The organism is Lacrimispora sp. (assembly GCF_047605665.1).
Lineage (GTDB): Bacteria > Bacillota > Clostridia > Lachnospirales > Lachnospiraceae > Lacrimispora.
In genome coordinates this window covers 1-25,713 of the sequence record NZ_JASGFH010000018.1, presented here as the reverse complement: position 1 = coordinate 25,713, position 25,713 = coordinate 1, and the positions used below count along the sequence as shown (strand labels likewise).

Below are 25,713 nucleotides of genomic sequence, written 5' to 3'. Positions count from 1 at the left end.
GAAAGGAGAATCCAAGTGGGAGATCTGATGAGAGAAAGCTCCAGTTATGCGCTCCTGGAATCTCAGTACGGCAATTTCATCATTCCTGCATTGAAAATCAAGGTAAACGGCTCCGATGTGATTAAAACCATGGGTCTGGTGATTGAGGAGATTCGCGTGACCCTCTCCGTAAAGCTTGCGGGAATGGCAGTTTTTAAAATTGCCGGATTGTATCAGGAAAAAAATCACTCCTTTGATTCCGATGTGAAGGAGAAATTTAAGCTGGGAACAGTCGCAGAGGTAGAGCTTGGATATCTTTCCTCTACGAAAAATGTATTTAAGGGCTATGTGGCCATGTTAGGGGCGGAATTTGGGGAAAGCCCGCTGCTGGTGGTGACGCTGATGGATGCCAGAAGACTGATGATGACAAGCGGAAAAAAACAGGTGCTCCATGATGTCAGGAACTATTCCGATGCGGTGAGGGAGGTGCTGGAGGCCTATTCAAAACTGTGTTCACCCGTCATTGAGGCCACCTCAGACGGGTTAGAAAAGCCTTTATCCCAGACCACCAATGATTTTGATTTTATTACAAAGGAACTGATTCATGCCTGTAAAACAGACCGGGAGTTTTTTATTGTCGGAGATCAGGCTTATTTCAGGGCAGCCCAGTCTGTCAAGGCTCCCATGCTGAATGTGGAATATGGCAGAGAGCTGCAGAGTCTGAACGTGGATTTCTCCTATCTGGATCTGCAGGTAAACGTAATCGGCTATAATCCAAAGGAGCAGACCAGCGTCAAAGCAAGTGAAAAAGCCTCCGGCTGTTTAAGCCAGACAAAGCTTATAAGCAAGACGCCTGTTCTGACTATGGTGGATGCGGATGCGGACAGCGTGGAAAAAGCAAAAATCCGGGCGGCAGCCCTGGCCAGAAGCCAGGAGGAAAGCACCTGCGTGGGTAAGGGAAGCACCTTTGGACTTCCCGAATTAATTCCGGGCAGATATCTGCAGGTGGAAGCGATGGATGCAATGCTTAACAGGAAGTATTACATTACGGAAGTGACCCATGTGCTGAACAGTGAAAATTTTATGACCTATTTTGAAATCGGAGGTGCCTGCTGATGGGAATGTTTGACGATTTGCTTGAGACAGCCGCTGCAAAACAGTTTCCGTTTGCCAATCCGGGCATTGCCATGGGGGTTGTAAAAGAAAACTGGAATAAAGATTTTCCGGGAAAGGTAAGGGTGGAGCTGCTGCTGGGCGATGAGGGGAAAAATGTTACCGGCTGGATCCCTGTGGCCATGCCTTACTGCGGAAACAGCCACGGATTTTACGCACTGCCTGAGATCGGTGCTGAGGTGGTGGTGGCTTTTCATATGGGAGACCGCAACTGTCCGGTCGTGATCGGCTCTCTGTGGAATAACAAAAACAAGCTGCCGGATGAGACGGCCAATGAGAAGAATACAGTAAAGCGATTTAAGACGAAGGGCGGCTGTGAGGTGGTATTCGATGATGAGGACAAAAAGGCGGTCGTCTCAGTGACTACCCCCGGCAAGCTGCGGATTGCTATTGACGATGAAAAAAAGCAGATTGTGATTCAGGACGACAAGGGAGACAACGGACTGACCGTTGATGCACAAAGCGGAGAGGTGACCTTAAGCGCCAAGAATAAGATCCGCCTGTCGGTGGGAGGAAAGGATTTGATTCTGGCAGACGGACAGACGGGAACGGTTCAGATCAAAACCAACAGTGTCAAGGTGGAAGCGGTTCAGGCACTCAGCTTAAAAGGTCAGAATACCACCCTGGAGGGAGCCATGATGAGTCTGAAGGCCCAGGGATCTTTAAAAGCGGAATCCAGCGGGATTCTGGAGGTAAAGGGAGCTATGGTGAAGATCAATTAGGAAGAGGTGGAGGGATATGGGGAGCAGAGACAATGCCAATTCTTTTTTAGGACGAGGATTTAAATTCCCTGTTCAGGTGGATCCGGTAACCGGAAGAATGATGACCTCTTCCTATGAAGAGGATATCCGGGAGGCAATTTACATCCTCCTTATGACCAGAAAGGGTGAACGGGTGCGGAATCCGGAATTTGGCTGCAGCATTCATGACTACATATTCGGAACCATGGATTTTACTTCCTTAAAAGAAATTGAACGCAGTGCGGAAGAGGCCTTGATTTTATGGGAACCCAGAATCCGGGATATTGATGTGGAGGTGATGCTGGATGACGCGGAATCCGGCAAACTGCTTGTCAGGGTCGGCTATGTGGTAAGAACCACCAACAACCCGTTTAATCTTGTATTTCCGTTTTTTATCAATGAGGGATTTGGAGACAGGATTTCATTTTAAGGGCAGGTATGTATATGGAGAATCTTACGATATGGACAAAGGAAGAAATCATAGAGCAGATCAGGGAAAAGGCCGGAAGCTATGTACCGGAATGGAAGTTTGATACGGAATTCCCGGATATTGGTACGGCCCTGGCTCTGGTTTATGCAGAGATGCATGCAAGAACGGCCAATAAGTTCAGCCAGGTTTTCCTTAAAAACAGGATTGCTTTTTTAAATGAACTGGATGCCGGGCTTTTGCCGGCGGTTCCTGCCGCAGGATATGTCACATTTTCCCTTGTCAATGACGAGGTGGATGGGGTTGCACTTCCTTCAGGAACCGTTGTCAGCGCCCAGTCGGAGGATGAGGAGATCGGTTTGATCAATTACCGCACGGAGGATGATGTCTATGTATCTCCGGCCAGGGTGGAGGCAATTTATCACGTCTGTGATCAGGAAGACTTTATCTCCCGGGTTTATGAAGCAGGAGAGGGGTGGAAAGAGGAGGCATTTTTTGATTTGAGCCGTCCCAATCTTCAGAGACATGAGCTGTATTTTTCCCATGACCAGGCATTTTATATCAAAGAGAGCGGCTGGATTCAGCTGTCCCTTTATCTTAGGGGAGAGTTCCGGGTGCCGGAGGAAATCCAGAGAAAGCTGACGGATCCTGCCTGCGCCTGTTTTGAATACTATTCCGGCTCCGGTTATGAGAAATTCAGCAGTGAGAGGCTGGAAGACGGAACCATCCTTCTCCGTAAAGGAGAGGAACAGCCGCCTTTTGCCAGAACAGAGGTAGAGGGCAGGCCGGGATATTTTATCCGCTGTGTGGTCAGGGATATGGAGCCGTTCAAATACCTGGAATTTGGCAGAGTGGTCATACGCTCATGGGGCAGCAATATTCTTCCGGACAGCGTTTATGCCAATGGGATTGAAAGCAATAGGAAGCACTACTTTCCTTTTGGAGAGAGGCTTACGAATTTTAATGAGGTTTATTTTGGATGCGAAGAGGCGCTCTGTAAAAAGGGAGCCAGGGTGACACTGGCCTTTAATCTGGATTTTGCCAAAATACCCCTGGATTACAATGTGGAGAATGATCCGGTAAAGTGGGAGTGGATTATGAAGCGGTCTGATTTTAAATCAGATCCGGAATATGACGTGACCATTGAGGAAGTGATGTGGGAGTATTATAACGGAAAGGGCTGGGCCAGATTGTTTCCGGATGACCGTTACAGCCATGTGTTTCTTCCCCGGAACGATGTGAACGGGGAATATAAAAAGATAGAATGGATATGTCCTCATGATCTGGAGCCGCTGGTGGTGAACTCCTGCGAATCCCGTTATATCAGAGCCAGGATTATCAAGGTGAATAATCTGTTTAAGCTGAAGGGTGCCTATATTTCTCCGGTGATGGAGGATACCATATTCGAATATGATTATCTGGGCCGCGAGGTGGGGCCGGAGCATATGATTTCCTATAATAATCTGGAAAGCCGTCAGGCTCCGAAAACAGCTTCGGATCAGGCTGCGACTTTTCGTCCTTTTATTCAGACCGGAATGCAGAGACAGGCTCTGTATCTGGGCTTTCAGCTTCCGCTTTCAGAGGGGCCCTTAAAGCTTTTCTTCATGATAAAGGACAATGTGGATCGGACGGGACAAAATCTCCTTTGGGAGTATTACAATGGGAGCAGCTGGAAGGAATTGAATCTGGTAGATGAGACCAGAAGCTTTTCCAAATCAGGAATTGTGACCGTAATGGGACGAAAGGATTTTGCTTTAAAGAAGATATTCGGCAGGGAACAGTATTGGATCCGGATCACTGATGTCCACAACGGCTATGCTCCGAAAAACAGAACGGCGGCTCTTCCTGTAATCCGGGGAATTCACATGAATACCACCAGGATCATGAATGTGGATAAGGCAGTGTCGGAGCTGTTTCGAAGAGAGGGGTATCAGGAAAACAGCCGTCTTGAGTTATCGGACAGGAAGATCATTGAAGCAGAGGTCTGGGTGAATGAAGTAAATGATTTAAGGGCTGGGGAATATGAGAAGCTGATGAAAGAAAAGCTTTTAAAGCCCATATATGACGAGGCCGGCATGCTGAAGGAAGCCTGGGTCAAATGGAATCAGGCGGAGGATTTTACAGAATCCGGGGAAACGTCAAGGGATTATGTGCTGGATAAGAATGAGGGCTTTATTCTCTTTGGAAACGGCAGGCAAGGAAGGCTTCCCCCCTCCTCCAGAAGCGAGAATATCCGTGTGGAATACTTAAGCGGCGGCGGGGAGCATACCAATGTGGGGGAGAACCGGGTCAGGCAGATGAACCAGGAAATAGGGTTTATCAATGAAATTAAAAATCTCCAGGCACTTGCGGGCGGAAGCAGCAAAGAGTCTTTAAGTGACGCTTTAATCCGCAATTCGGCTAAGATACGTCATCAGAACAGAGCCATAACCGTCAGGGATTATGAAGAGATTGCCATGGCGGCTTCCAGAAGTATCATGAGAGTGAAATGTTTTTCCGGATATGGCCGTTCTGGACAGAGGATCCCTGGAGCCGTCACCCTGATTGTGCTTCAGAAGGATTTTGAACATCGAAGAGAACTCTTTGGCACCATCAAGGATGAGGTGGAGCGGTATCTTAAGGATAAGGTGGAGGGCAACCTGTTCTGCATGGGAAAGCTGGCGGTTATGGAGCCGGAGTTTGTAGAGCTGTCCGTCAGGGCAGATATCACGGTTTCCCATTATAATGCTGCTTTTCAGGTAAAAAAACAGGTGCATGACAGACTGGCAGATTTTTTAAATCCTCTGACCGGCAATTTCCACAATCAAGGCTGGGAGATCGGCCAGCTTCCCAATAATATACAGATCAAAAATGCCATAGGAAATATTCCGGATCTGGTATTCGTAAAGAATATCTATATCAGTGCTTTTGCAGGGGATGTTATGGGACGGCGGGAAGTGGACTTGGAGCAGATAAGACAAAACCGGTATATTTTACCGGTCAGCGGTCAGCATGAAGTGATGATTGACATTGGATAGGAGGGAGGCATATGCTTCCAGAATTAGTGCTTGATAATGAAAATTTTGAAGATATGATGGCGGAAGCCAGGAATATGATTATCAGCCTTTATCCGGATTGGACGGATTTTAACTATCATGATCCCGGAATAACGCTGATTGAGCTGTTTTCCTGGATGAAAGAAAGCCAGTTGTTTTTTCTGGATCAGATCAGCGAAGAGAGCCGGGAGAGATATTTGAAGCTTTTGGGAATCCGGCCCGGAACAAAGCTGCCCGCCTCCGTCCTGGTTCAGGTCATGCCCCCTGAGGATGTTACGGTATTGGAGGGAACCAGGCTGTATGCGGGAGATATATGCTTTGAAACGGGAGCCCAAAAGCATCTGATCCGGGACGATGTGATATGCTGCTTTTCAGCCGGAGCCGGTATGCTTCAGCGGGTGGATAAGGAAAGGCTCCGGTTTGGGAACAGCCTGCATATGCTTCTCTTTGGAGAAAAGCCGTGGATTGGAAGCTGCTTTTATATTGGATTCAGCCACGGACTTCCCAGGGGAGAGGCTATGGATGTCCATTTGGAACTGTTTGAGGATTACCGGGTAAAGCGAAATCCTCTGACAGGGATCCTGCCGGATCCTTTGGCGGAAATAAAGCTTCAGTATTTCCGTGGGGGAGTCTGGAAGACGGTTCACGGCTTCTCTGATGGAACCAATGGGGCGATTTTCTCCGGAAAGCTGGGATTTTGTCTTTTGGAGGACATGGAAGAGACAGAGGTTTTTGGGGAAAGAGGTTATTTTCTCCGGGTGCTTCTGGAAAAGGAAAGCTATGATGTTCCTCCTGTCCTGGAATCCATCAGCGTCAACCGGATTCCTCTGACCCAGAAAAAGCAGGTGATTGAACAAAGGGATCAAGGAGAGTTTGAGCTGGCCGGACATCAGGCTTCCTGTACCGTTGATACTATGATGGCTCTGAACGGGCGAAATGATCTTTACATAGGCGGCGAAGGGGGCTGGTACCGGATATCGGGTTTTACAAAAACGCCGGATTTTGAAACAGGAGTTTCCCGCTTTCAGTTTGAACTGCCTGCTTTTGCAGGAACGGTGGAGGGTGTCCGCATCATCAGTGCCATGGCGGAGGATGAGGAGAGAAAATTCCTGGCTTTTGGCAGCGGATTTCCGTATCAGGAATATTCTTTGGACAATTCCCAGGTGGAATATGAGTCGTTTCAGCTTATGATCCGGGAGGCGGACAGCCAGGACCGTTATGTGACCTGGACTAAGGTCAGGGATTTTTCGGAATCAGGACCGGAGGACTGTCATTATATTCTGGATTCCGGAAAGGGAACGGTCCGGTTTGGGAACTGCATCAGGGGAATGGCTCCGGAAGGGGATATCATCATCACCTCCTACCAGGAGACGCTGGGAAGAAGGGGAAATGTAAAGGCCGGTAAGATCGACCGCTTTGACGGCATGGAGCCGGAGGATATCCGGGTCTGTAACCGGGAGGACTGTCAGGGCGGAAGGGATGAAGAAAGTCTGGAGGAAAGCTTTTTAAGAGCCAGAAAAGAACTGAAACACCCGGAGACGGCTGTCAGCTATGAGGATTATGAACGTTATGTGATGGAAACACCGGGACTTTTGCTGGAAAGCTGTAAGGTGATTCCCGCCAGCCTCATGGGTCAGATTAAAAATGATGTGGAGGAAGCGGAGATCAATATTGTGGTGAAGCCCTTTTCTCCGGACGGTGAAAGAGGACTTGGCGACTGCTATAAAAAGAATATACTGGCTCATCTGGAGCGTTACCGTATGGTTGGAAGAAAGATCAGTCTTCTTTCTCCTCAATATATTACCTTTGAAATTTATGCTGATATTGTGTTGCAGCCCCATTACAGGGAAGCGGTGGAACGGGTGCGATTAACCCTGGATGAATATTTTGCGGACATTCACAATGAATTCGGGGTGACGGTACAGTACAGTGATTTGTATGGAATTATTGATATGCTGGAATGTGTGCTCCGAATCAATTCCCTCAATGTGGATGTGAGGGGAACGGGGGTGCTGCGCAGCAAGGATGGAACCATAAAACTCCCTCCCAACGGAGTGGTTCGCTTAGGAGAGATACAGTATCTGTTCAGCACCGGAGAATAATGCTGTAGTGCCGGAAAGAGGATAGAATGAAGAATCAGTTAAAATATTTTATTTTCAACAAATCTCAGGATTATTCCAGAGGCTGTCTGGAAAATATGGAGTGCGACCAGGATGGGATCTGGGTCAGCCAGACAGGCAGGGGCAGCCGGGGAACCTTTATTTCCAGAATTCTGGACAGCAGGGAAAAGGACATGGAATGGCACCGGATGGTCTTTGATACAGGCCGGGATGACAGTATTCCTTATAAAATTACGGTTTTTGCGGCCAACAGCGTGGAAGAAGATATCCGTCTGCTTATGAAAGCTCAGGAGGTTCCCTTTGAAGAAAAGATGGAGAGGATGGAGCCGTTCATGAAAAAGCAGGAGACAGGAATATGCGACATCCTGCTCTACGGGGTCACGGGACGGTATCTGTGGATTGCGGCGGAGCTGTTTAGGCAGAACGGGCAGGAGATGAAGCTGGAGCGCATGCGGTTTTATTTTCCCAAGCAGTCCTGGATTGGCTGTCTGCCGGAGGTCTACCAGTCCAATGATACCGGGAATTTCCTGGAACGGTATCTTGCCATTTTTCAAACTCTTCATGAGAGCATGAATCAAAGGATACGGGAAGTTCCGGATATGTTTGACGTGGATGCGGCACAAAAGGAATTTCTCATCTGGCTTACCCAGTGGCTGGATATAGCAGGCAGCCACATGTGGTCGGAAAAACAGCTTCGAATGCTGCTGAAGAATGGAATCCGTCTGTATAAAAAAAGAGGAACCAGAGAAGGAATGCTGGAATTTATCCGCTTATATACAGGGGGGGAGGCATATCTGGTGGAATATTACCAGATGGAGCCTTACATGGCGGATAAGGATTTAAAGGAGAACCTGGCCAGACTGTACGGAGTCAGTCCCTATACCTTTTCGGTTATTTTAAAAAAAGAATACGTTCCAACCCAAAACGAGTATAAATCCCTGCTCCGGCTGATTGATGAAACGAAGCCGGCGCAGATGGAACCGAACCTGGTTATCCTGGAGCCTTATATGTTCCTGGGAGGTCATGTGTATATGGGAATCAACAGCTCTTTCGGAGAATACAGGAACCTGGCTCTGGACGGTTTGTCCATGGTTCCTTTTTCCACGATTTAAGTTCATAAATGCCTAAACATAAAAAAGGAGAACGGAAAATGAAAAATTCAACCATTTTTCCCTTTGAAAGGAACCAATATTTCTATGGCAAGCTGCTGTCAGTGGACGATTTTGCGCTGGAGCAGAAATACGGCAACGATAAACGGAGGATGATCAACCGGTTTGTGTGCGGAACAGGAGTCATTGCCGGCATGTACGTGGTGATGGTTGATGAGCAGACCGTATCGGTGGAAGCAGGGTGTGCCCTGGATTCTCTTGGCAGGGAAATCGTGGTGGATGCCCCGGTCATTAAGAAGCTTTCGTTAATTGACGGTTTTGAAAGCTGTGCGGATATGCAGGACAGCTATGTATATCTGTGCATCGAATACAGCCAGGAGGGAACCAATCCGGTTCATAATATAGCCGGCAATTCGGGAGTGACCTCCTCTGAAGGCGTGCAGAACAACAGAATCAGGGAAGGATACCGCCTGTACTTAACCAATCAGAAGCCGGAGGAGATCAACCTTTCCTGTGATGCCTTATATGAGGAGAAGGTCAGAATCTATTCGGGTCAGGGTGTCACCATTATCCAGAACTGTCCCAAATTCGTTCAGTCCGGACAGGAAGCGGAATTGACTGTAGAGGTTGAGAACCTGGGACAGCAGTACATATCCTTTTCCTATACCCTGAATCTGACCGGACTGACTTATCAGGGGGATTCCCAGATGACGGTGTCCTTCGATGAAATGATGTTTGAAAAAAAGGGCAGATACACGCTGACCTATCATCTGAAAGCCATGAATGTGTCGGAGATGGAAGGAAGCGCAGACGTAGAGAGTGACAGCTTTGGCCTGTATATTGCAAAGCAGAAGGTGGATGCCAGAGCCAATGGGCGGTCTGTGATGAAGCTGACCGCCAGGGATGGAAAAGAGGAGCTGCTTAAGCAGTACCACTATCATGCCATGGAAAGCCTGATGGAAGCTACCTATAAGGAAACCATTTATCTGGGAAAAATCTATATGATAAAAGCCGGAGACTCCTATTTTATCGACCGGATTGAGCAGATGCCTTATAACCAGTATGTTATGAGCAACGCCCTGAGCGGTGCCCTGATCAAGATGCTGATGAAGGAGTCGGTCCGCATGGGAGGCATCGGAAGCGGAGTGGATTCCCAAGGGCAGTTCATCCGGGGAGAAAGCGCCCTGGGAGCTCAGGTGAGAGACGGAGTCATTGAGTTTGATTTGGGACTGGGAGGTCAGAGGGGACAGCGTCTGATTTCCGGAGAGATATTTCATGGTCTGGGTCTTGGCCGGGTGGCCATTCAGACCGGTCTGGAGGAAGAGCAGAAGGAAGTCGTCTATGGCTCCAGTGAGGTATTTGAGGATCAGAAAATCCGGGTGGAATCGGCTGTTCGCACCTATGAGGACAAGGGCAGCTTTGCAGTGGGAATCCGCCTGCTGGAGACGGTGATGGGCGGAAAGATAAAGGTGCGCTGGACTGCTGTTAAAAATGTGGCGGAAGAGCATGCGGATAAAATAGAAAAAAAGATATTTATCAAGCCGGGCATTTTGGAGCTGGGGCTGAGAGAGAGCTATTATTTAGAGGCAAACTGTGTGAATATGACGGATAAGCGGGTGGAATGGAGCGTAAAGAACAACGGCGGCTTTGTGGATTCCAACGGTCATTACACGGCGCCCAATACGCCGGGAGTCTATGAGGTGGTTGCCCAGAGCGTAGCCTTCTCAGAGGTAAAGGCATCTATATTTGTAGTGGTACGCAATAAGAGTTAACCGGTTCATACAGGCAGGTGAGAAAGATGATCATACAGACGGTAAAAAAAGCATATCTGGTTATAGGATATTTGGAACAGGACGGACAGAAAGAGGTCTGCCTTTGTGAAAATACAGTTGATCACAGCCGGTGTCTGATCATTCGGATAAAGGATCAGAAGCTTATATTTGCGGCAGTGGAGTTTTTATATGAACAGGTGGCTAATGAGGCATTTGTGGACTTTCAGGACTGCTTCGTCAGCGGCGAATCCCTGGTGCTTGTGTTTTCCTGCTTTGAAGGACAGGAGCTGGAGCAGAAGCTGATCAGTGAATATTCCAGCCTGGAAGAACGGCTGGAGATTATAAAAAAGGTATTGGAGCGGATTATTTTACTGGACATGTCCTGTTATTTTGCAAGCCATTGTCTGGAGTTGAAACAGGTCTTCGTCAATCGGAGCCTGGATGTTTCCTTCCGGTATGGAATCGATGATATGGCGCAAAGCAGGATATATTCCATGAAAGAGGTGCAAAACCGCCTGAGGGAACTGACTGAGTTTGTATTTAAAGAGGAACTGAAAAAAGAGGTGGTCAGGCCCATGGCGGATTTCCTGGATATGCTGGAGAAGAGCCGCTGCGGCGGTTATCTGGAGCTGTACCGGGGATTTCTCCATGCGAGAGAACAGGTGCTGGCGCTTTCCAAGCAGGAGCTGGAGATGCCTAAAACATGGGTTTTCCGTATGTGGGAAAGAATCAGGAAGCTGTTTAAACCGCTGAAAAAAATAATTGTAATAGGGGTATTGGCGGCAGGACTGTTTTACATGCTGTGGACCATTGATCACGCCTCCAAACCGGCGTCTTCAGCGAAAGTTGTGGATCAGATCGGAACCTTAAAGCTTCAGTAACAGCTATTTTAACGATGAACATAAGGAGACAGGAATATGAGATTTTCCGGTAACTTTGACCTGGGAAGGGCGTTTTTACTTCTGATTAAAAAAATTAAACGAATTTTTGTCACCCCGGTTCTGATGCTGTATCGGAAGATTCTCCGGGTGATCAGTCCGACCAATATTGTGGGCAGGATGTCCGGGGACATTAAGACTGAGGTAAAAGAGGTTGCGGAAAAACCCAAGTCATTAAAAGAGTATTTCATTTTCGGACAGCTTTATGTGGCAAAAAAGCTGGTTGCGGTGATCCTTCTGCTTTTGATGCTGCTGGTGGTTTTTATGGTTCGGATCGGCATTCCATTTATACAGGCAAAGCTTTTTGTCAGGACAATGGTTGTCAATACGGTGGAGATGAAGGACTACACAGGACGGGTAAAGCTGTTGGACAGCTATGAAAACCGGAATGTTTTATTTATCGGACGTCTTGACGGTGGACAGATAAACGGCAGCGGAACCCTGTATGGCTATGACGGAGCCCTGATTTATAAAGGGGAGTTCCAGATGGGAGCCTATTCCGGTTCCGGTGAGGAGTATTATCCCAACGGAGTCCTTCGCTACCGGGGCGGTTTTCTGATGAACCAATACGATGGAACCGGAAGCCTGTACCATGAAAACGGCCTGATCTGGTATGAGGGGGATTTTGCAAAGGGGCTTTATGAAGGAAATGGGAAGCTGTATTTTGAAAACGGCAGTCTGCAGTATGAAGGCGGTTTTTTAAAGGGACTGTATGAAGGCGGCGGAAAACAGTATGAGGATTCAGGAGAGCTTCTTTATGAAGGCGTATTTTCCAAAGGGATCAGGCAGGGACAGGGACATCGTTATATCAATGGAAAACTGGAGGAGGAAGGAGAATTTAAAGACGGTTATCTGGAAAGCGGCCGTACTGTTTTTTATGACGGCAAAGGAGAGGTGCTTTACCAGGGAGAAATCAGCCAGGGACTTTATTCCGGTCAGGGGAAATTATACAGCCAGAGAATGCTGCTGTATGAAGGAAGCTTTTTAAACGGAATTTATCAGGGAGAGGGAGTTCTCTATGATGAAGAAGGAACTCTGGTTTATCAGGGAGGCTTTGTCAATGGAGTCTATGAGGGAAAAGGAAAGCTGTATGACGGCCAAGGCCAGTTGATTTATGAGGGGGATTTTGTTCGGGGTCTTTATGAAGGAAAGGGAAAGTCCTATGCAGAGGAGCACCTGCTGTATGACGGCGATTTTCTGGCGGGTGAATACAGCGGAACAGGTAAGCTCTATGACGAACAGGATCGTCTTGTCTATCATGGAACCTTTGCCGAAGATAAATATTCAGAGTCGGGAAAGCTGTTCAATCCGGAGACGGGAAAGCTGGTCTATCAGGGTACATTTTATAATGGACAGTACCAGGGAACCGGCGCCCTGTTTTTTCCGGACACAGGAAATCTCCGGTATGAGGGAGAATTTTTTGAAGGACAGTATCAGGGTTCCGGAAAACTCTATGATGCCGGAGGGGTGATGGTCTATGAGGGCAGCTTCCAAAGAGGGCAGTTCGAAGGAAAGGGAGTGCTCTATGACGGGTTGACAGGCATGATCGTCAGTCAGGGAGTATTCCATCTGGGAGAACTGCTGGTTTCCCAGGAAGATCTTGAGGGAACCGGGAAAGAGGAGGAATCAAAAGAGGACTCAAGTATAGCTGGTGCGAAAGCAAATGAAGACGCAGGCCGGGAGGCAGAGACAGAGATCGGTCCCGGGATAAACCTTTCATCAGAGGATGAAGGGAAAAAGGGAAAGGAGTGACCTATGTCCAATTATTCAATCATATCAGATGTGGGCAATGGAATCGTCAAAATATTGAGAAGTCAGATGGTTCCGGAGATCATATTAAACTCCGATGCCATTGGCCTTTGCAGTCCGGAAGACAAGGGGGATTTGTCCCTGGGAATCTATTTGTATGATGTGAAGGAAAGTGAAGAGATGATGGGGAGGGGGAATCCGGGGATTGCCGGGGATATTAGAAAGGCTCCCTCCCAGTATTTGAATCTCTTTTATATGATTACCGCTTACTCCTCCAGCGACATCAAATTCCGCGCGTCGGAGGAACACCGGATTCTGGGCCGGGTGATTCAGACCCTTTGGGACAATCCGATTCTCGGGCCGGATTATTTAAGCGAAGGCAACGGGAATATGGATTATCCTCTGCGGATTGAGATGCTGAAGCTTGACAATGAAGAAAAGCTGAAGATGTGGAACACACCTAATATGCCTTATAAGCTTTCTCTGTATTACAAGGTCTATCCGGTAGAAATTGAATCCTTAAAGGTGAAAACTCTTCGCAGAGTTGTGGATGTTGATTTTACAGTGGACGAAAAGAACCGAAACTAAAGATGGAAACGGTGGTGAATGCAGTATGGCGGACAGTGTGAGAACAAAAGTGTCTCTGGTGGTTCTGCTGATCGATGATTTTAATAACAAGGTCATCACAGGAAGCAAAGCCAGAGTAAGGATACCGGGAGAAAAGCCTCCGATCCAAAAGCCGGAGGGATATCATGTCTTTACCGGCCTTTCGGAAGTACGGCACCAGGTTCTGATTGAAAGCGGAATGTATGAGAGCCAGACTGTGCCGGTAAATTTATCGGGAGAGGATGCTGCGTACACCATGCTGAAGGTCAGAATGGTTCCCAACCGGGCGTATCTTCTGCCGTCAGGAACAACCTGTGTGGAGGGGACGGCGGAACCAGGAAGTCAGATCCGCCTGTTCTGCCGGGAGGGAGTCAAGGCAATGAAGCTTCTGTACGACTATGCCGGAAGCGGAGAGCATGGAAGGGAAATCGGCATCTATCATTCGGAGGAGATGGATATTGAAGGAAAGGTTCTCTATATCGAGAACAAGGACAGATCAAAACAGGAATTTTTCCGAATTTCCAAGGCGGACGGGGAAGGCCGGTATCTGCTTACTGATCCTTTGGAAAGCAGCTATAAAAAAATCGGCACCACCATATATCCGGTATACAGCACCAATGCAGATGAAAAAGGCTATTTTTTCCTTCCGGTTTTAAATATGAGCGGGGATTCCCGTGAATTTTACTGTGAGGCGGCAGGAACGGAACATACATCCCATAGCTGCAGGCTGGTTAAAGGCACTATAAATAAACTGAATCTCTTAAAGGAGGAAGGATAGATGGGAATATGTGTCTGCGGAGGCTCTCTTTTACAATGTGCTTTTGGAGCTGCACCGGCATCCTTAACAGTGCTTCCGATAAGTAAGGTGCTCAGCAGCACCCCGGTGGCCACGATTATGGATAACAAGCCCATGGTCAATGTGCTGCCCTTCGGGATGTGCAGTTCTCCCTCCAACCCGCAGGTGGCGGCTGCCACAGCGGCTGCCTTGGGAGTGCTGACCCCCATGCCCTGCCTGCCGGTGATTTCCGCCCCCTGGGCACCGGGAAGTCCTGCGGTATTGGTTGGCGGATATCCGGTTCTTAATAATGCGTCAAAGCTGATCTGTTCCTGGGGAGGAGTCATTCAGATCGTCAATCCGGTTACCATGAATATTATGGTGCCTTAAGGGGAGGGATGGAGAATGGAACTGGATATGAGTGTTGTATCAATTGTTTTGGGAGCGTGTCTGATTGTCTGCACTGCGAGAAACAGGATGCTGTCCAGGAAGCTTGCCGGATGGAAGAGGAATCAGGAATCGGCAATAAAAAATATTTCCGCAGCCGGGAAATCCGAGGATATCTCTGAAAAGATGATACCCGGAGAGATGCTGAACATGCTGAAGGTAAAGCGGTACTCCGATCTTGCGGTGGGGGATCAGCAGTATTTTTCCTCTATTATTATGGATGTTAATATGGCGGATTTGTCGGGGATGGTTCAGGGCAAACGGGTGAATGAGGTGTTTACCTCTATTAACCGCATGCTGAATCAGGTTATTCCTGTTGTATACAGCCATGGCGGAATGGTGGAAGGGTTTCAGGGAGGAGGCTTAAGCGCACTTTTTTTGGAGGAGTATGAACAGGCTCTGACTGCCTCCGTGTCAATTTGCGAGAATATTAATACCATTGACGGACGGGACAGGGAATATGAATCCGTAACAGTGGGACTCTGCTACGGCTCTGTTATGATCGGAGTGGTGGGACATGAGCGAAGGATGACCATCCTGACCCTGTCGGAGGCCAAGGAGTTTGCAGGAATGCTGCGCTCCATCGGCCACAAATATGAAGCAAAGATTGTTGTAACGTCGAAATTTCTGGAGCAGATAGAGGACAGTGCCAGAAAATTCAATTACCGTCTGCTGGGATACATCCGTATCAGGGCTTCCAATACGCTGGAAAAGGTCTATGATGTTTTTGACGGAGATGTGGTGGAAATCCGCAATAAAAAACGAAAGAGCAAAATGGTATTTGAAAAAGGGGTGGAATTATTTGCGGAGCAGAAATTTTTGGAGGCGAGGCAGCATTTTATTGAGGTTTTGAAGATGGCTCCCATGGACAGGGCGGCAAAACACTATCTCCTGCGCTGTGATGAATATTTTAACGGCAAAGGGGAGCGTGACATATTTATTGAGACTTGCTAGGGGGCAGAAAATTGTATGCTTATAACAATTAGAGAGCTGATGAAGCGGTATAACCTGGATCAGGAGCAGACCGTATACCGATGGGAAAGAGATGCTGTATTGGATTTTCCTCTGGTTGCAGGTGATTTCTTTGAAATTCTTCAGGGAATGGAAAAGGGGAGAAATTACTATCCTGTCTGTGAATTTTACACAGCCTGCAGACAGGAGGAACGAAGGCGGGGGATTCCGGTACTGATGGAAATGATGGAAGAGAATCAGAAGCAGGCCGTTGAGATTAAAAAGAATCGCAGGGGTATTGAGAAAAAAGATCTTTTAGAGGACTTAAGCAGTGAACGGAGACAGCTGCGCGAGGAAATTGCCCTGCGTATGGAAGCCTGCCGTGAAGCGGTGATCAAAAGGTATGGGGAAAACCAGGAAGAACTCCGTTTTTTTGAATATAAAAACCGGGTCATGGTAACCTCCTTTGAAAATATAGTGAAAATGGTGCCCAAACTGGGCGGGACAGAGTTAAAGGAATTAGATGGATTTCCATGGCTGACCACCAGTCTTCCGGAACTGCGCCGTGCTGTTTTAAAAGGAGAGGAAATAGGAATTGTGGGAGGCCCCTGTCTCTTTGGAATTGATGAAGTGCTGCTTTTTGTGGATACGCTGGAGGGAGAACAGGGGGTGTTTGACTGCAGCTGCGGCCGCAACTGCGCCAGGGACTCTGAGAAGCAGTCTGTTACCCTTGAAGAGTATCTGGGTCTCCACCGGCATCACATAAAGGGGATTCGCATTTTAAACAGAAAAACAGGCATCACCAGACAGGAGTATATCAGTCTGCTTTATGTCTTTGAAATTGCCGGTTTGCTGGGTGGCAAGGTGGTGATTCCTCTGCCGGACTTGTCCTACATTAAATATATGACCAGTGATGCGGCTCTTCTGGATGAGCCGTGGAAGCGGCAGCTTTTGGCGGAATTTGAGGCGGAGACTTATAAGATCACAGATTTGTTTTTGGAAGTGATTGATGTTTTGAAAAAAAGATATCCTCAGTTAACGGTAACCGTTCTCCACAGCAGGGACAAAGAGTTATGCAGGATATTTTATGATAAGAGAGAACCGTTTATACAGGACTCCTCCTACATGCGAAAGCTGACCGATGCAAACGGAAAAAAGGATGCGGTGGTGGACTATATCACCATGCTGGCATTGCCTTATTATATTTACGGCACACGGCATGTGGTTCAGCTGGACAGTCTGGATGAAACGGATTCCGGGCGGAAATGTCAGAAAATACATAAGGATGAGATCAGGCTTCATTCGGTTCTTTATCCGGAGTTTATAAGCAGGGATGGAAAAAACACCATTTATAATGCAGGGATTGAATACAAAGATTATCTGGAGAGTGAAGAGTATTGAAGATGGCGGAACGGTTTCATAAGATCAGAAAAGCAATGGCGGAAAAGAGAATAAGGAAAACCGACCTGTTATGCATGGTCATAGCTGTCCTCTGCCTTTTCTTTTTGAGGCATTATTCCTATCAGTACGATTGGAAGTTCAGCAGGGAAATGCCTGTGGAATCTCCGTGGATGGTGAAAGCGGACCAGAAGGGGAATTACTATGTGGTTGATTATGAAAGAACCAGGATATTGAAAATTGCCGACGGACAGGTGGATGAGGCCATTTACGGAGCGGCCCCTTTTGGCGACACCTTTTACTATGCGGAAAATATCAGTGTGGCGGACAATGGGAATATCTTTGTACAGGAGACGGGCTGGAGCGAAACCGGTTTTTCCCTGGATTACGAAAGCATTCTGCAGTATGACTCTGAGGGAAAGCTGCTGGGGACCTGCTATGAGGCAGATTATGATGCCATTTATGCTGATAAGCACCGGATATTTGGCATGACTGCCAGGAAAGACCTCCTTTATTTTGTGGAGGCGGATGAAACCGGCTTTTCCCTCCGTGAGCTCAATCCGACAAGTCAGGAAATGACCACCCTTTCTTCTTATGAAATGGCGGATGCCATTACGCTGATCCAGGATTTTGTCATTGATGCAGAGAGTCTGGAGGTCTATGCCATTGATAAAAGGGGACGGATTTACCGGGGAACTCCGGGCGCAGAGACCATGGACACCCTTTATCAGCTGGAGGCGGACAGCACGGTTAAAGATGGGCAGAAGGTGGTTTTGTACCGGGGAACCATGGGGAAGGACGGCACTGTTTATGTGACGGACATTGGGTCCAATCAGCTTCTTAAGTTTTCACAAGCCAATGGGTTTTTGAGGGAAGTGGTGGCGGAAGGCTCCCAGATGTGGAACGCTTCCTATCAAGAACTGCAGGATGGAAGGCAGATGCTGTCCTATGTGTCTGGGGGTGGGATATTCACCTCAGAGGCAGATGGCACCGAAGCTTCCGGCTCTTATCAGTACACAAAATCCTTCCATTACCTTCGGGAGGAATTACTGTTTGATCTGGCTGCTGCGGTCTTTTTGATAATGCTGGCTTATCTTTTTATTCGGGCCTTGTATTTTCTTTTTGCCATATCCTATACCAATACCCAGAAAATCGGCGCTCTGGTGATTTCTACGGTAATTGCGGTTTCCATCATTCTGGTGTATGGTCTGATGGGGCAGTTTAAGGAGGTTTACAGAAACGAGCTTCTGACCAAATTATCCATGACGGCTCAGATTGTCAGCAACGGCATCAAAAACGAGCAGCTGGATGAGATTGAGATGCCCCAGAACTATGGGAATAGCAGCTATCGAAATCTGTGGAATGCCATGAATCAGGTTCTGGATAAGGAATATGCCTACAGTGAGGACATTTACTGCAATATACTCCGTTATGACGGTACCTTGGGATATGCGGTGATTTATCTGGACAATTCCATCGGTACATTTTACCCTCTCACTGATGATGAAACACAGGGTGTAAAGGAGGTTTATGAACAGGGGCTTTCTTTACAGAGTGATATCCGCAGTGAGACAGGGGCTTATATCTATGTGATGACTCCGGTTAAGGGAGACGACGGCCAGGTGGGCGGCGTGGTTTCCGTAGGAACCTTAAGCAGTGTGATTGACGGAAAGATCCGGCTCATGTCGGAAAGCATTGTTGTCACCATGATTATGATTATACTTGTAATTATGTTCGTGTTCAGCGAGGTTCTGTCCTTCTTTGACTTAAGAGAGAAATACAGGGAGGGAGTGACGGATAAGGCTGCCCCCATTCCCATGCATGTGGTGAGATTCACCGTATTTATTACATTTATGGCTTTTAATATGGCAACCTCCTTTCTTCCGGTTTATGTTATGCGGTTTGCCGGGGAAGGAATGGGGCTTCCCCCCACCCTGGCCAATTCCCTGCCAATTACCTTGAATCTGATTTTCATCGGACTGACTTCTTTATTCTGTCCCAGGCTTATGGAAAAAATGGGATTTGCCAGACTGGCTTCCCTCAGCGGAATCATTGCCCTGTGCGGTGATCTGTTCATGGCTGCTTCCGCCAACTACGGTATGATTTTAACCGGGATGGTGATGAATGGCATTGGCGTAGGATTGATTACCAATTCGATTCATATCTTTATTGCATCTATTTCCAGAAATCAGGAAAATGAAAATGGTTTTTCGATTTTTAATGCCGCCAGCATTTCGGGGATTAACTGCGGTATGCTGTTTGGCTCCTCATTGGCGGAGCGTTTGGGACAAAACCGGGTATTTTTTGTTTCAGCTCTGGTATGGGGGCTGGTCACCCTGGTCTTTGTCATGGTAGGCAGCCGGTTTGTCATGGCAAAGGCCCGGCAGCCGGAAAATGGGCGAAAAAAGCAGACCTTGCCTGGCTTCATCGCATCGCCGGGAATCCTGAAATTTATGCTTTGCATTCAGATTCCATATATCATCATGAACAGCTTTACCTATTACTACGTTCCAATTTATGGAAATGAACACAATTTAACAGAAAAGGTCACCAGCCTTTTGATTATTGCATGCTCCTTGTGCAGCGTATATTTAAGCGTATCGGTTACCAATTATTTAAGCAGAAGGTTTAAGGACAAAGCCATGTATTTATCCAGCCTGATTACATTTTCAGGGTTGTTGATCTTTGCATGGAACATGTCTTTCCAGTCTCTTCTGGCTGCAATGCTGCTGATTGGTTTAGCCAACAGCTTTGGTTCTTCCACCAGGATTTCCCACTTTATCCGGATGGAGGATTCGGTTCGTTATGGCGAAGAAAAAGCCATGGGAGCATACAATTTTGTGGACAATCTGGGAGAATCCACCGGGTCCATTATTTTTGCCGGAATTATTTCTATTGGCTTTGGCAGTGGAATTCTGGGACTGATTGGCTGTGTGGGAGGTTTGAACGGGATTTATGCGCTGACTGCGAGGAAGGCCAAAAAGGATACAGGCGTTTCGTAAGGAGGGATTCGGATGAAATCAGGACGTCGAAGTAAGTTAAGCAATAAGGCTATTGCATTTTGTACTCTGTTTGCATTGTTCCTAAGCCTGCTGATTGGAGGAGTTGGCTATTACCGGTACAGTGTGAGCATCGAAGAAAGTTATGAGAATTACGCCCGTACCCTGATTTCCATTATCTCAGAAAAAATTGATACCGGACATCTGGAGGCCTCTATTAAAACCGGAATAAAGGATGCTGCTTATGATGCTCTTCAGCAGGAACTGAATCATGTGAAAGAGAATTCCGATGCCCAGTATATTTACATGATCTGTTATCCGGAGGGTGTGGAGCAGGGAACCCTGGCTTATGTCATGACCGGATATACACCGGAAGAACTGCTTTATGAATCAGATACCATCAGCTATTTGGGAGATATTGCGGAAACAGAGGATTTTGGAGAAGAATTCCGCAGGCAGATGCAGGAGAGCGTTGCACAGAATGATACTGAAATCCGGTATATTGATAACAGCACTCAGGTGGCTCAGGGATCGGGCAATTTTGTGGAATATATGAAGACAGCTTATAAGCCCATCAGGAATGAAAGCGGAGAGCTGATTAGCATTTTGTGTACAGATATTTCTATGACCCGTATTTATAATAACCTCCACTCTTACCTGGTTTCCGTGGCGGTGGGAGCGGTGATTGTTGTTGTGGTTTTCCTGGCATTGTTTTTATTCGTCATGAACCGCCAGGTTCTTGGCCCCATTAAAATGATCGCGGAACAGGCAGATGACTTTGTAAAGCAGAGTTATGCGGTTTCAGATCCGTCTCAGTTTCAGTTTCAGGAGATTCAGACCAGAACCAGAGATGAAATACAGTCCCTGGCCGAGAGCTTAAATCACACCATGAAGGAACTGATTCATTATATGGTGGATATGAAAACCATGTCTGTAACCCAGGAGCGGATATCAGCGGAGCTTGATGTGGCAAAGCAGATACAGTTAAATCTGTACCCGTGTACGTTTCCTGCGTATCCTGAACGAAGCGAGTTTGATATTTATGCCAAACTGGAATTTGCCAAGGGTGCGGGAGGTGATTTTTACAATTTCTTTTTTACGGACAGCACGCACCTGTGCATGATGATGGGCAGTGTATCCGGTTCCGGAATTCCGGCCATCATGCTTGCGGCAATTACGACAACCATTATGAAAAGCTATGCCCAGTTAGGCTATCTGCCGGCCAGGATCATGGCTGAGACCAATAACCAGATCAGCAACAATAACAGGGCTGAATTGAATGTTTCCGCATTTTTGGGGATACTCAACCTGGTGAGCGGGAAGCTGGATTACGTCAATTCAGGTGATATGATACCGTTGATCAAAAAGTCCGGACAGGTATTTGAACCGCTGCCTAATAAAAAGGGGATTCGTCTGGGGTCTATGGAGAATGTACCTTATTTTCAGCAGTCTGTTCGTCTGGTACAGGGAGATATGCTGTTTCTTTATTCACCGGGCGTGGCGGAAGCCAGTGATGAGCGTGGCAATGTCTATTCGGACAGCTGCGTAACCGAACAGATGAATGAGATCACAAAGCAGGAAATAGGCCTGGAGCGGATTATAGGCGTCATGAGCGAGGATATCCGAAAGTTTCAGGGAAGACAGCCTCAGGAACAGGATCATACCATGCTGATGATACGGTATTACGGCTGATCCGGAAGGAGATATGTTTATAAAACCGTAGATAAGCAGGGTGTAAAATAAACAGATACAGCCATTGGCAACGCATCCATGGAGGTTCCGTCAATGAAGCTTTACGACTTGTATTTTAACAGAAAGATGGATTCTAAGGCATATAAACAGGAACAGGAATACTGGCGTGACTGGTTTGCCATGCTGGATATGCGGCTTTCCGTACTTTGTGCATACCGGATGCAAAAATCCGGAGAAAAGGAAGGGCTGAGTCTGGGTGATCTGGCAGTCCGCGGGCTTGCCGTTTCAGCACAGGAGGCAATCAAAGCACTTGAGGCGGAAAACACCCGCTGGTCTGCCAAAGAAAAGGGAGAGGCTGTAAGGAACCAGATCCGTCTGGCTGAAGTCCATATTATGGGGCGGCTGGCCTATACGGCTCAGGGAGGAGAGGACTTTTTCATCCGGAAGATTTTTCTGACCTTTGGCCTGAGGAAACTGGAACAGTTTTTGCTTTTTTTATCCATGGCTTCTTATTATGATGCCAGGTATGAGGCGCTGTTTGCCTGGCTTCAGGGAGAGGGAAAGACGCTGCCTACGCTTCGGCTGGCATTTTCTCTTTATGAACTGACGGATGAGGTACTGCCGGAGGAGCAGGGAAGGCTGCTGGAACAAAAGGGAACACTGTTTGAATACCTGGTGGCCGGAGATCAAACCCATCGGGGATCTGCCGGATCCAGGAGATTTATGATTTCTCAGAGGATTTACTCCTTTATGCTGGAACAGCGTTTTCTGGCGCCGGAGTTGGAGTCAATGGTTACGGCATACAGGCAGGAGGAGCTGTCGCCGGTTCATATCAGACAGGAGGAGGCAGGGAAGGTCAGCCGCCTGATCGGAGCCTATGGAGGGAACCGGGAGGGAGACTGCCATGTTCTTCACCTTTACGGAGAGATGGGGAACGGAAAGCATTTTTCCGTAAAGCACGGAGCCTGTGAAAATGGCTGTAATGTATTGTTTGTCAATGTCTCCCGCCTGATTGACGGAAAGATACCGGAGATAAATTCGGCGGTCAAGGCATTGAAGCGGGAAAGCCTCCTAACCCACTCCCTCCTCTGTTTCGAGGAAACAGGATATGGAGGGGATGAGGAGGAAGAGTTTTTGATGAAGCCCTTTCCCCCAGCTCTTGATTATCTGCTGGAAGTCCTTTCCCGTGAGATGCCCTTTTTCATCTGGATGACCGAGGAAAAGGCAGGATATCTGATCAGGTATCCATTTCATTTTACCGCCTTGGAATCGCCAATGCTGACAGTTGGGGAGCGGATCACCCTTTGGAGGGAATTTTCCCGGGGATATTCCCTGTCGGAGGATACGGATCTTTTGCTGTGTGCCAATCAATACATCCTGACGGCCAGGGGAATCAAAGAGGTTCTCGCCAGAGCTAGGATGATATGCCGCAGCGACGGGCTGGAAATCATCGGGAGCCATGCTCTTTTATCAGCGATAAAGCAGCAGTCCGCCAATCAGCTGGGAAGGTATGCAACCTTGATTAATGCAGTGTTTACCTGGGAGGATCTGGTGATAGACCCGGATCAGAAGCGGCACATGCAGATGATTTGTGATCAGATCCGTTACCGGAACGTGGTAGGGGAAGAATGGGGATTTCACAGGAAAACTCCTTATGGGAGAGGAATCTGCGCTCTGTTCTACGGATCGCCGGGAACGGGAAAAACCATGGCGGTACAGGTTATGGCAAATGAACTGGGGATGGATTTGTACAGAATTGATCTTTCCCAGATGGTCAGCAAGTATATCGGTGAGACGGAAAAGAATATATCAGCGCTGTTCCGGAAAGCCAGGAATATGAATGTGCTGTTGTTTTTTGACGAGGCGGATGCCATGTTTGCAAAGCGTTCTGAGGTGAAGGATTCCAATGACCGGAATGCCAATGCGGAAACGGCTCATCTGCTGCAGAAGCTGGAGGATTACAGCGGCATCACCATTCTGGCAACCAATTATGCCAACAACATTGACGATGCCTTTAAACGGAGAATCAAATTTATGGTTAATTTTGTTTTTCCGGGGGGAGAGGTGCGGTATCAGCTATGGACCACCATTATCCCTGAGAAGGTCAGGTATGAGGAGGAAATTGATTTTGAATTTTTTGCCCAGAATTTCGAATTGTCCGGCAGCAATATTAAAGAAATTCTGACGAACGCGGCTTACATTGCGGCCGCAAAGCATAGGGGACTTGCCAATGAGGACGTTGTGGAGGCGGTAAAGCTGAATTTTGCAAAATACGGTAAGATATTGGTATCGGAGGATTTCGGCTATCTTGGACAGATAAAATAAATGAATCAGTACAGAGAGGAACGGGATATGACACAGGAATGGAAAACAGAGTTTTTTGAAGCGTTATCCAGGAAAATAGAGACATTTACCGATAACAGCCTGCTGATGAAAAATGAGGTAAACGGAGAATGGGTTTTAAAGACAGTGTTTGCCGCAACCATGGAACGGAAGAATTTTGTTATGGTTCAGGGGATTGTTTATCAGGCCAGAGCGGATGTGTGTTTGCTGGAGCTGTATGTTAAGCTGACTGATGAGGTCAGGGAGGAGGCGATGCCTGAGCTTAGAAAGGCAATCGAGGAGCTGAATTCCTATCTGCCTGTAGGAACCCTGGGGATATCTCCTTCCGACTATCAAGTGTATCTGAGGGATTGTTTTAAACTGCCTGCAGGCGGAACCGTGGAACAAAGCATCAGCGATGCAATTGTGGATTATGAACTGATTATGGAGGTGGTCGCGGCAGCTTATCCGGGCCTTAGCCAGATTTGGAGCGGGACGATGACATTTGAACAGACGGTGAAGAACCGCTTGCTGAAACAATACTCAAAGAAGCAGGGAGGGGATTAAATGGCTGGTATTTTAGAACTTTTAAGGGGCGAAGAAGAGAATCTGCCGGGAGGCAGTCTTGACTCATTGGCGGAACTGGAAAATCCGATTGTTTCTTCCGACAGCGATCTGGAGGAACAGAACGGAGAGGATACGGCACCAGCCGGATCGGGGGAAGAGCCTGCGGGAGTATTGGCCGAACTGATTGACTTGGTTGATTCGCCGGGAAGTGGTTCGGAGGGAGAGAACGTGGAGGAAGGACCAGCCGGAGTTGAAGAAGGTCCAGCCGGAGCGGATGGAGAAGTGGAAGAGCTGGTGGATATGATTGCATCTGTGGACAACACTTTAGAAGAACAGAATAATATAAAAGATGTACCAGCCGGAGCCGAGGAAGGACCAGCCGGAGCGGATGGAGAAGTAGAAGACCTAGTGGATATGATCGCATCTTCGGATAACATTTCGGAGGAGCCGAATGTGGAAGATGCGCCAGCCGGAGCCGAGGAAGGACCAGCCGGAGCCAATGGAGAAGTAGAAGACCTGGTGGACATGATCGCATCTGTGGACAACACTTCAGAAGAACAGAATAATATAGAAGGTGTACCAGCCGGAGCCGAGGAGGGTCCAGCCGGAGCCAATGGAGAAGTGGAAGACCTGGTGGATATGATCGCATCTTCAGATAACGTTTCGGAGGAGCCGAATGTGGAAGATGCGCCAGCTGGAGCCGAGGAAGGACCAGCCGGAGCGGATGGAGAAGTAGAAGACCTAGTGGACATGATCGTATCTTCAGATAACGTTTCGGAGGAGCCGAATGTGGAAGATGTGCCAGCCGGAGCCGAGGAAGGACCAGCCGGAGCCGAGGAAGGACCAGCCGAAGCGGATGGAGAAGTAGAAGACCTGGTGGATATGATCGCATCTTCAGATAACGTTTCGGAGGA

At 47.8% G+C, this 25,713-nt stretch carries 19 protein-coding genes; all 19 read left to right on the top strand.

The annotated features are described in order from the left end of the window. Positions 1–15 precede the first annotated feature (15 nt). Positions 16–1,095, top strand: a complete 1,080-nt coding sequence (locus tag QM657_RS14655) for a phage late control D family protein (protein ID WP_415067444.1) — start codon at positions 16–18, stop codon at positions 1,093–1,095. Next, on the top strand, positions 1,095–1,874 hold the full coding sequence (locus tag QM657_RS14650; protein WP_415067443.1) for a phage baseplate assembly protein V: 780 nt from the start codon (positions 1,095–1,097) through the stop codon (positions 1,872–1,874). Before QM657_RS14655 ends, QM657_RS14650 begins: the two co-directional genes overlap by 1 nt. Positions 1,875–1,890: 16 nt before the next feature. Beyond that, entirely contained in the window at positions 1,891–2,322 is a 432-nt protein-coding gene (locus tag QM657_RS14645) for a GPW/gp25 family protein (RefSeq protein WP_415067442.1), read from the top strand. A 14-nt stretch (positions 2,323–2,336) separates the two neighbouring features. Beyond that, positions 2,337–5,336 (top strand): baseplate J/gp47 family protein, encoded by a 3,000-nt coding sequence (locus QM657_RS14640; protein WP_415067441.1) that lies wholly within the window; start codon positions 2,337–2,339, stop codon positions 5,334–5,336. An 11-nt stretch (positions 5,337–5,347) separates the two neighbouring features. Next, the gene (locus QM657_RS14635) at positions 5,348–7,456 is read left to right on the top strand and encodes a baseplate J/gp47 family protein (protein WP_415067440.1); all 2,109 of its coding nucleotides are present in this window, start codon (positions 5,348–5,350) and stop codon (positions 7,454–7,456) included. A gap of 26 nt (positions 7,457–7,482) precedes the next feature. Continuing rightward, complete coding sequence (locus QM657_RS14630; RefSeq protein ID WP_415067439.1) at positions 7,483–8,586, top strand: phage tail protein; 1,104 nt, start codon at positions 7,483–7,485, stop codon at positions 8,584–8,586. Positions 8,587–8,624: 38 nt separating this feature from the next. Next, positions 8,625–10,355: a hypothetical protein gene (locus QM657_RS14625; RefSeq protein ID WP_415067438.1), complete on the top strand. Its 1,731-nt coding sequence runs from the start codon at positions 8,625–8,627 to the stop codon at positions 10,353–10,355. A 26-nt stretch (positions 10,356–10,381) separates the two neighbouring features. Then, positions 10,382–11,236 carry a hypothetical protein gene (locus QM657_RS14620; RefSeq protein WP_415067437.1) on the top strand — a complete coding sequence of 285 codons (855 nt, stop codon included), beginning with the start codon at positions 10,382–10,384 and terminating at the stop codon, positions 11,234–11,236. A 36-nt stretch (positions 11,237–11,272) separates the two neighbouring features. After that, positions 11,273–13,045 carry a hypothetical protein gene (locus QM657_RS14615; protein ID WP_415067436.1) on the top strand — a complete coding sequence of 591 codons (1,773 nt, stop codon included), beginning with the start codon at positions 11,273–11,275 and terminating at the stop codon, positions 13,043–13,045. A gap of 3 nt (positions 13,046–13,048) precedes the next feature. Further along, positions 13,049–13,630 carry a DUF4255 domain-containing protein gene (locus QM657_RS14610; RefSeq protein ID WP_415067435.1) on the top strand — a complete coding sequence of 194 codons (582 nt, stop codon included), beginning with the start codon at positions 13,049–13,051 and terminating at the stop codon, positions 13,628–13,630. A 37-nt stretch (positions 13,631–13,667) separates the two neighbouring features. Further along, positions 13,668–14,426 carry a hypothetical protein gene (locus tag QM657_RS14605; RefSeq protein ID WP_415067434.1) on the top strand — a complete coding sequence of 253 codons (759 nt, stop codon included), beginning with the start codon at positions 13,668–13,670 and terminating at the stop codon, positions 14,424–14,426. Continuing rightward, the gene (locus tag QM657_RS14600) at positions 14,427–14,813 is read left to right on the top strand and encodes a DUF4280 domain-containing protein (protein ID WP_415067433.1); all 387 of its coding nucleotides are present in this window, start codon (positions 14,427–14,429) and stop codon (positions 14,811–14,813) included. A gap of 15 nt (positions 14,814–14,828) precedes the next feature. Next, a complete protein-coding gene (locus tag QM657_RS14595; protein WP_415067432.1) occupies positions 14,829–15,824 on the top strand; it encodes a hypothetical protein in 996 nt (331 codons plus the stop codon). 15 nt (positions 15,825–15,839) lie between these two features. Beyond that, positions 15,840–17,222, top strand: coding sequence for a hypothetical protein (locus QM657_RS14590; protein WP_415067431.1), 1,383 nt, complete (start codon positions 15,840–15,842; stop codon positions 17,220–17,222). A gap of 2 nt (positions 17,223–17,224) precedes the next feature. Continuing rightward, a complete protein-coding gene (locus QM657_RS14585; protein ID WP_415067430.1) occupies positions 17,225–20,221 on the top strand; it encodes an MFS transporter in 2,997 nt (998 codons plus the stop codon). Positions 20,222–20,233: 12 nt separating this feature from the next. Next, on the top strand, positions 20,234–21,910 hold the full coding sequence (locus tag QM657_RS14580) for a SpoIIE family protein phosphatase (protein WP_415067429.1): 1,677 nt from the start codon (positions 20,234–20,236) through the stop codon (positions 21,908–21,910). A 93-nt stretch (positions 21,911–22,003) separates the two neighbouring features. Then, a complete protein-coding gene (locus QM657_RS14575) occupies positions 22,004–24,235 on the top strand; it encodes an ATP-binding protein (RefSeq protein ID WP_415067428.1) in 2,232 nt (743 codons plus the stop codon). Beyond that, complete coding sequence (locus tag QM657_RS14570; protein ID WP_415067427.1) at positions 24,236–24,799, top strand: hypothetical protein; 564 nt, start codon at positions 24,236–24,238, stop codon at positions 24,797–24,799. Next, positions 24,800–25,713: hypothetical protein (locus QM657_RS14565; RefSeq protein WP_415067426.1), on the top strand; the 914-nt coding region annotated here is incomplete at its 3' end.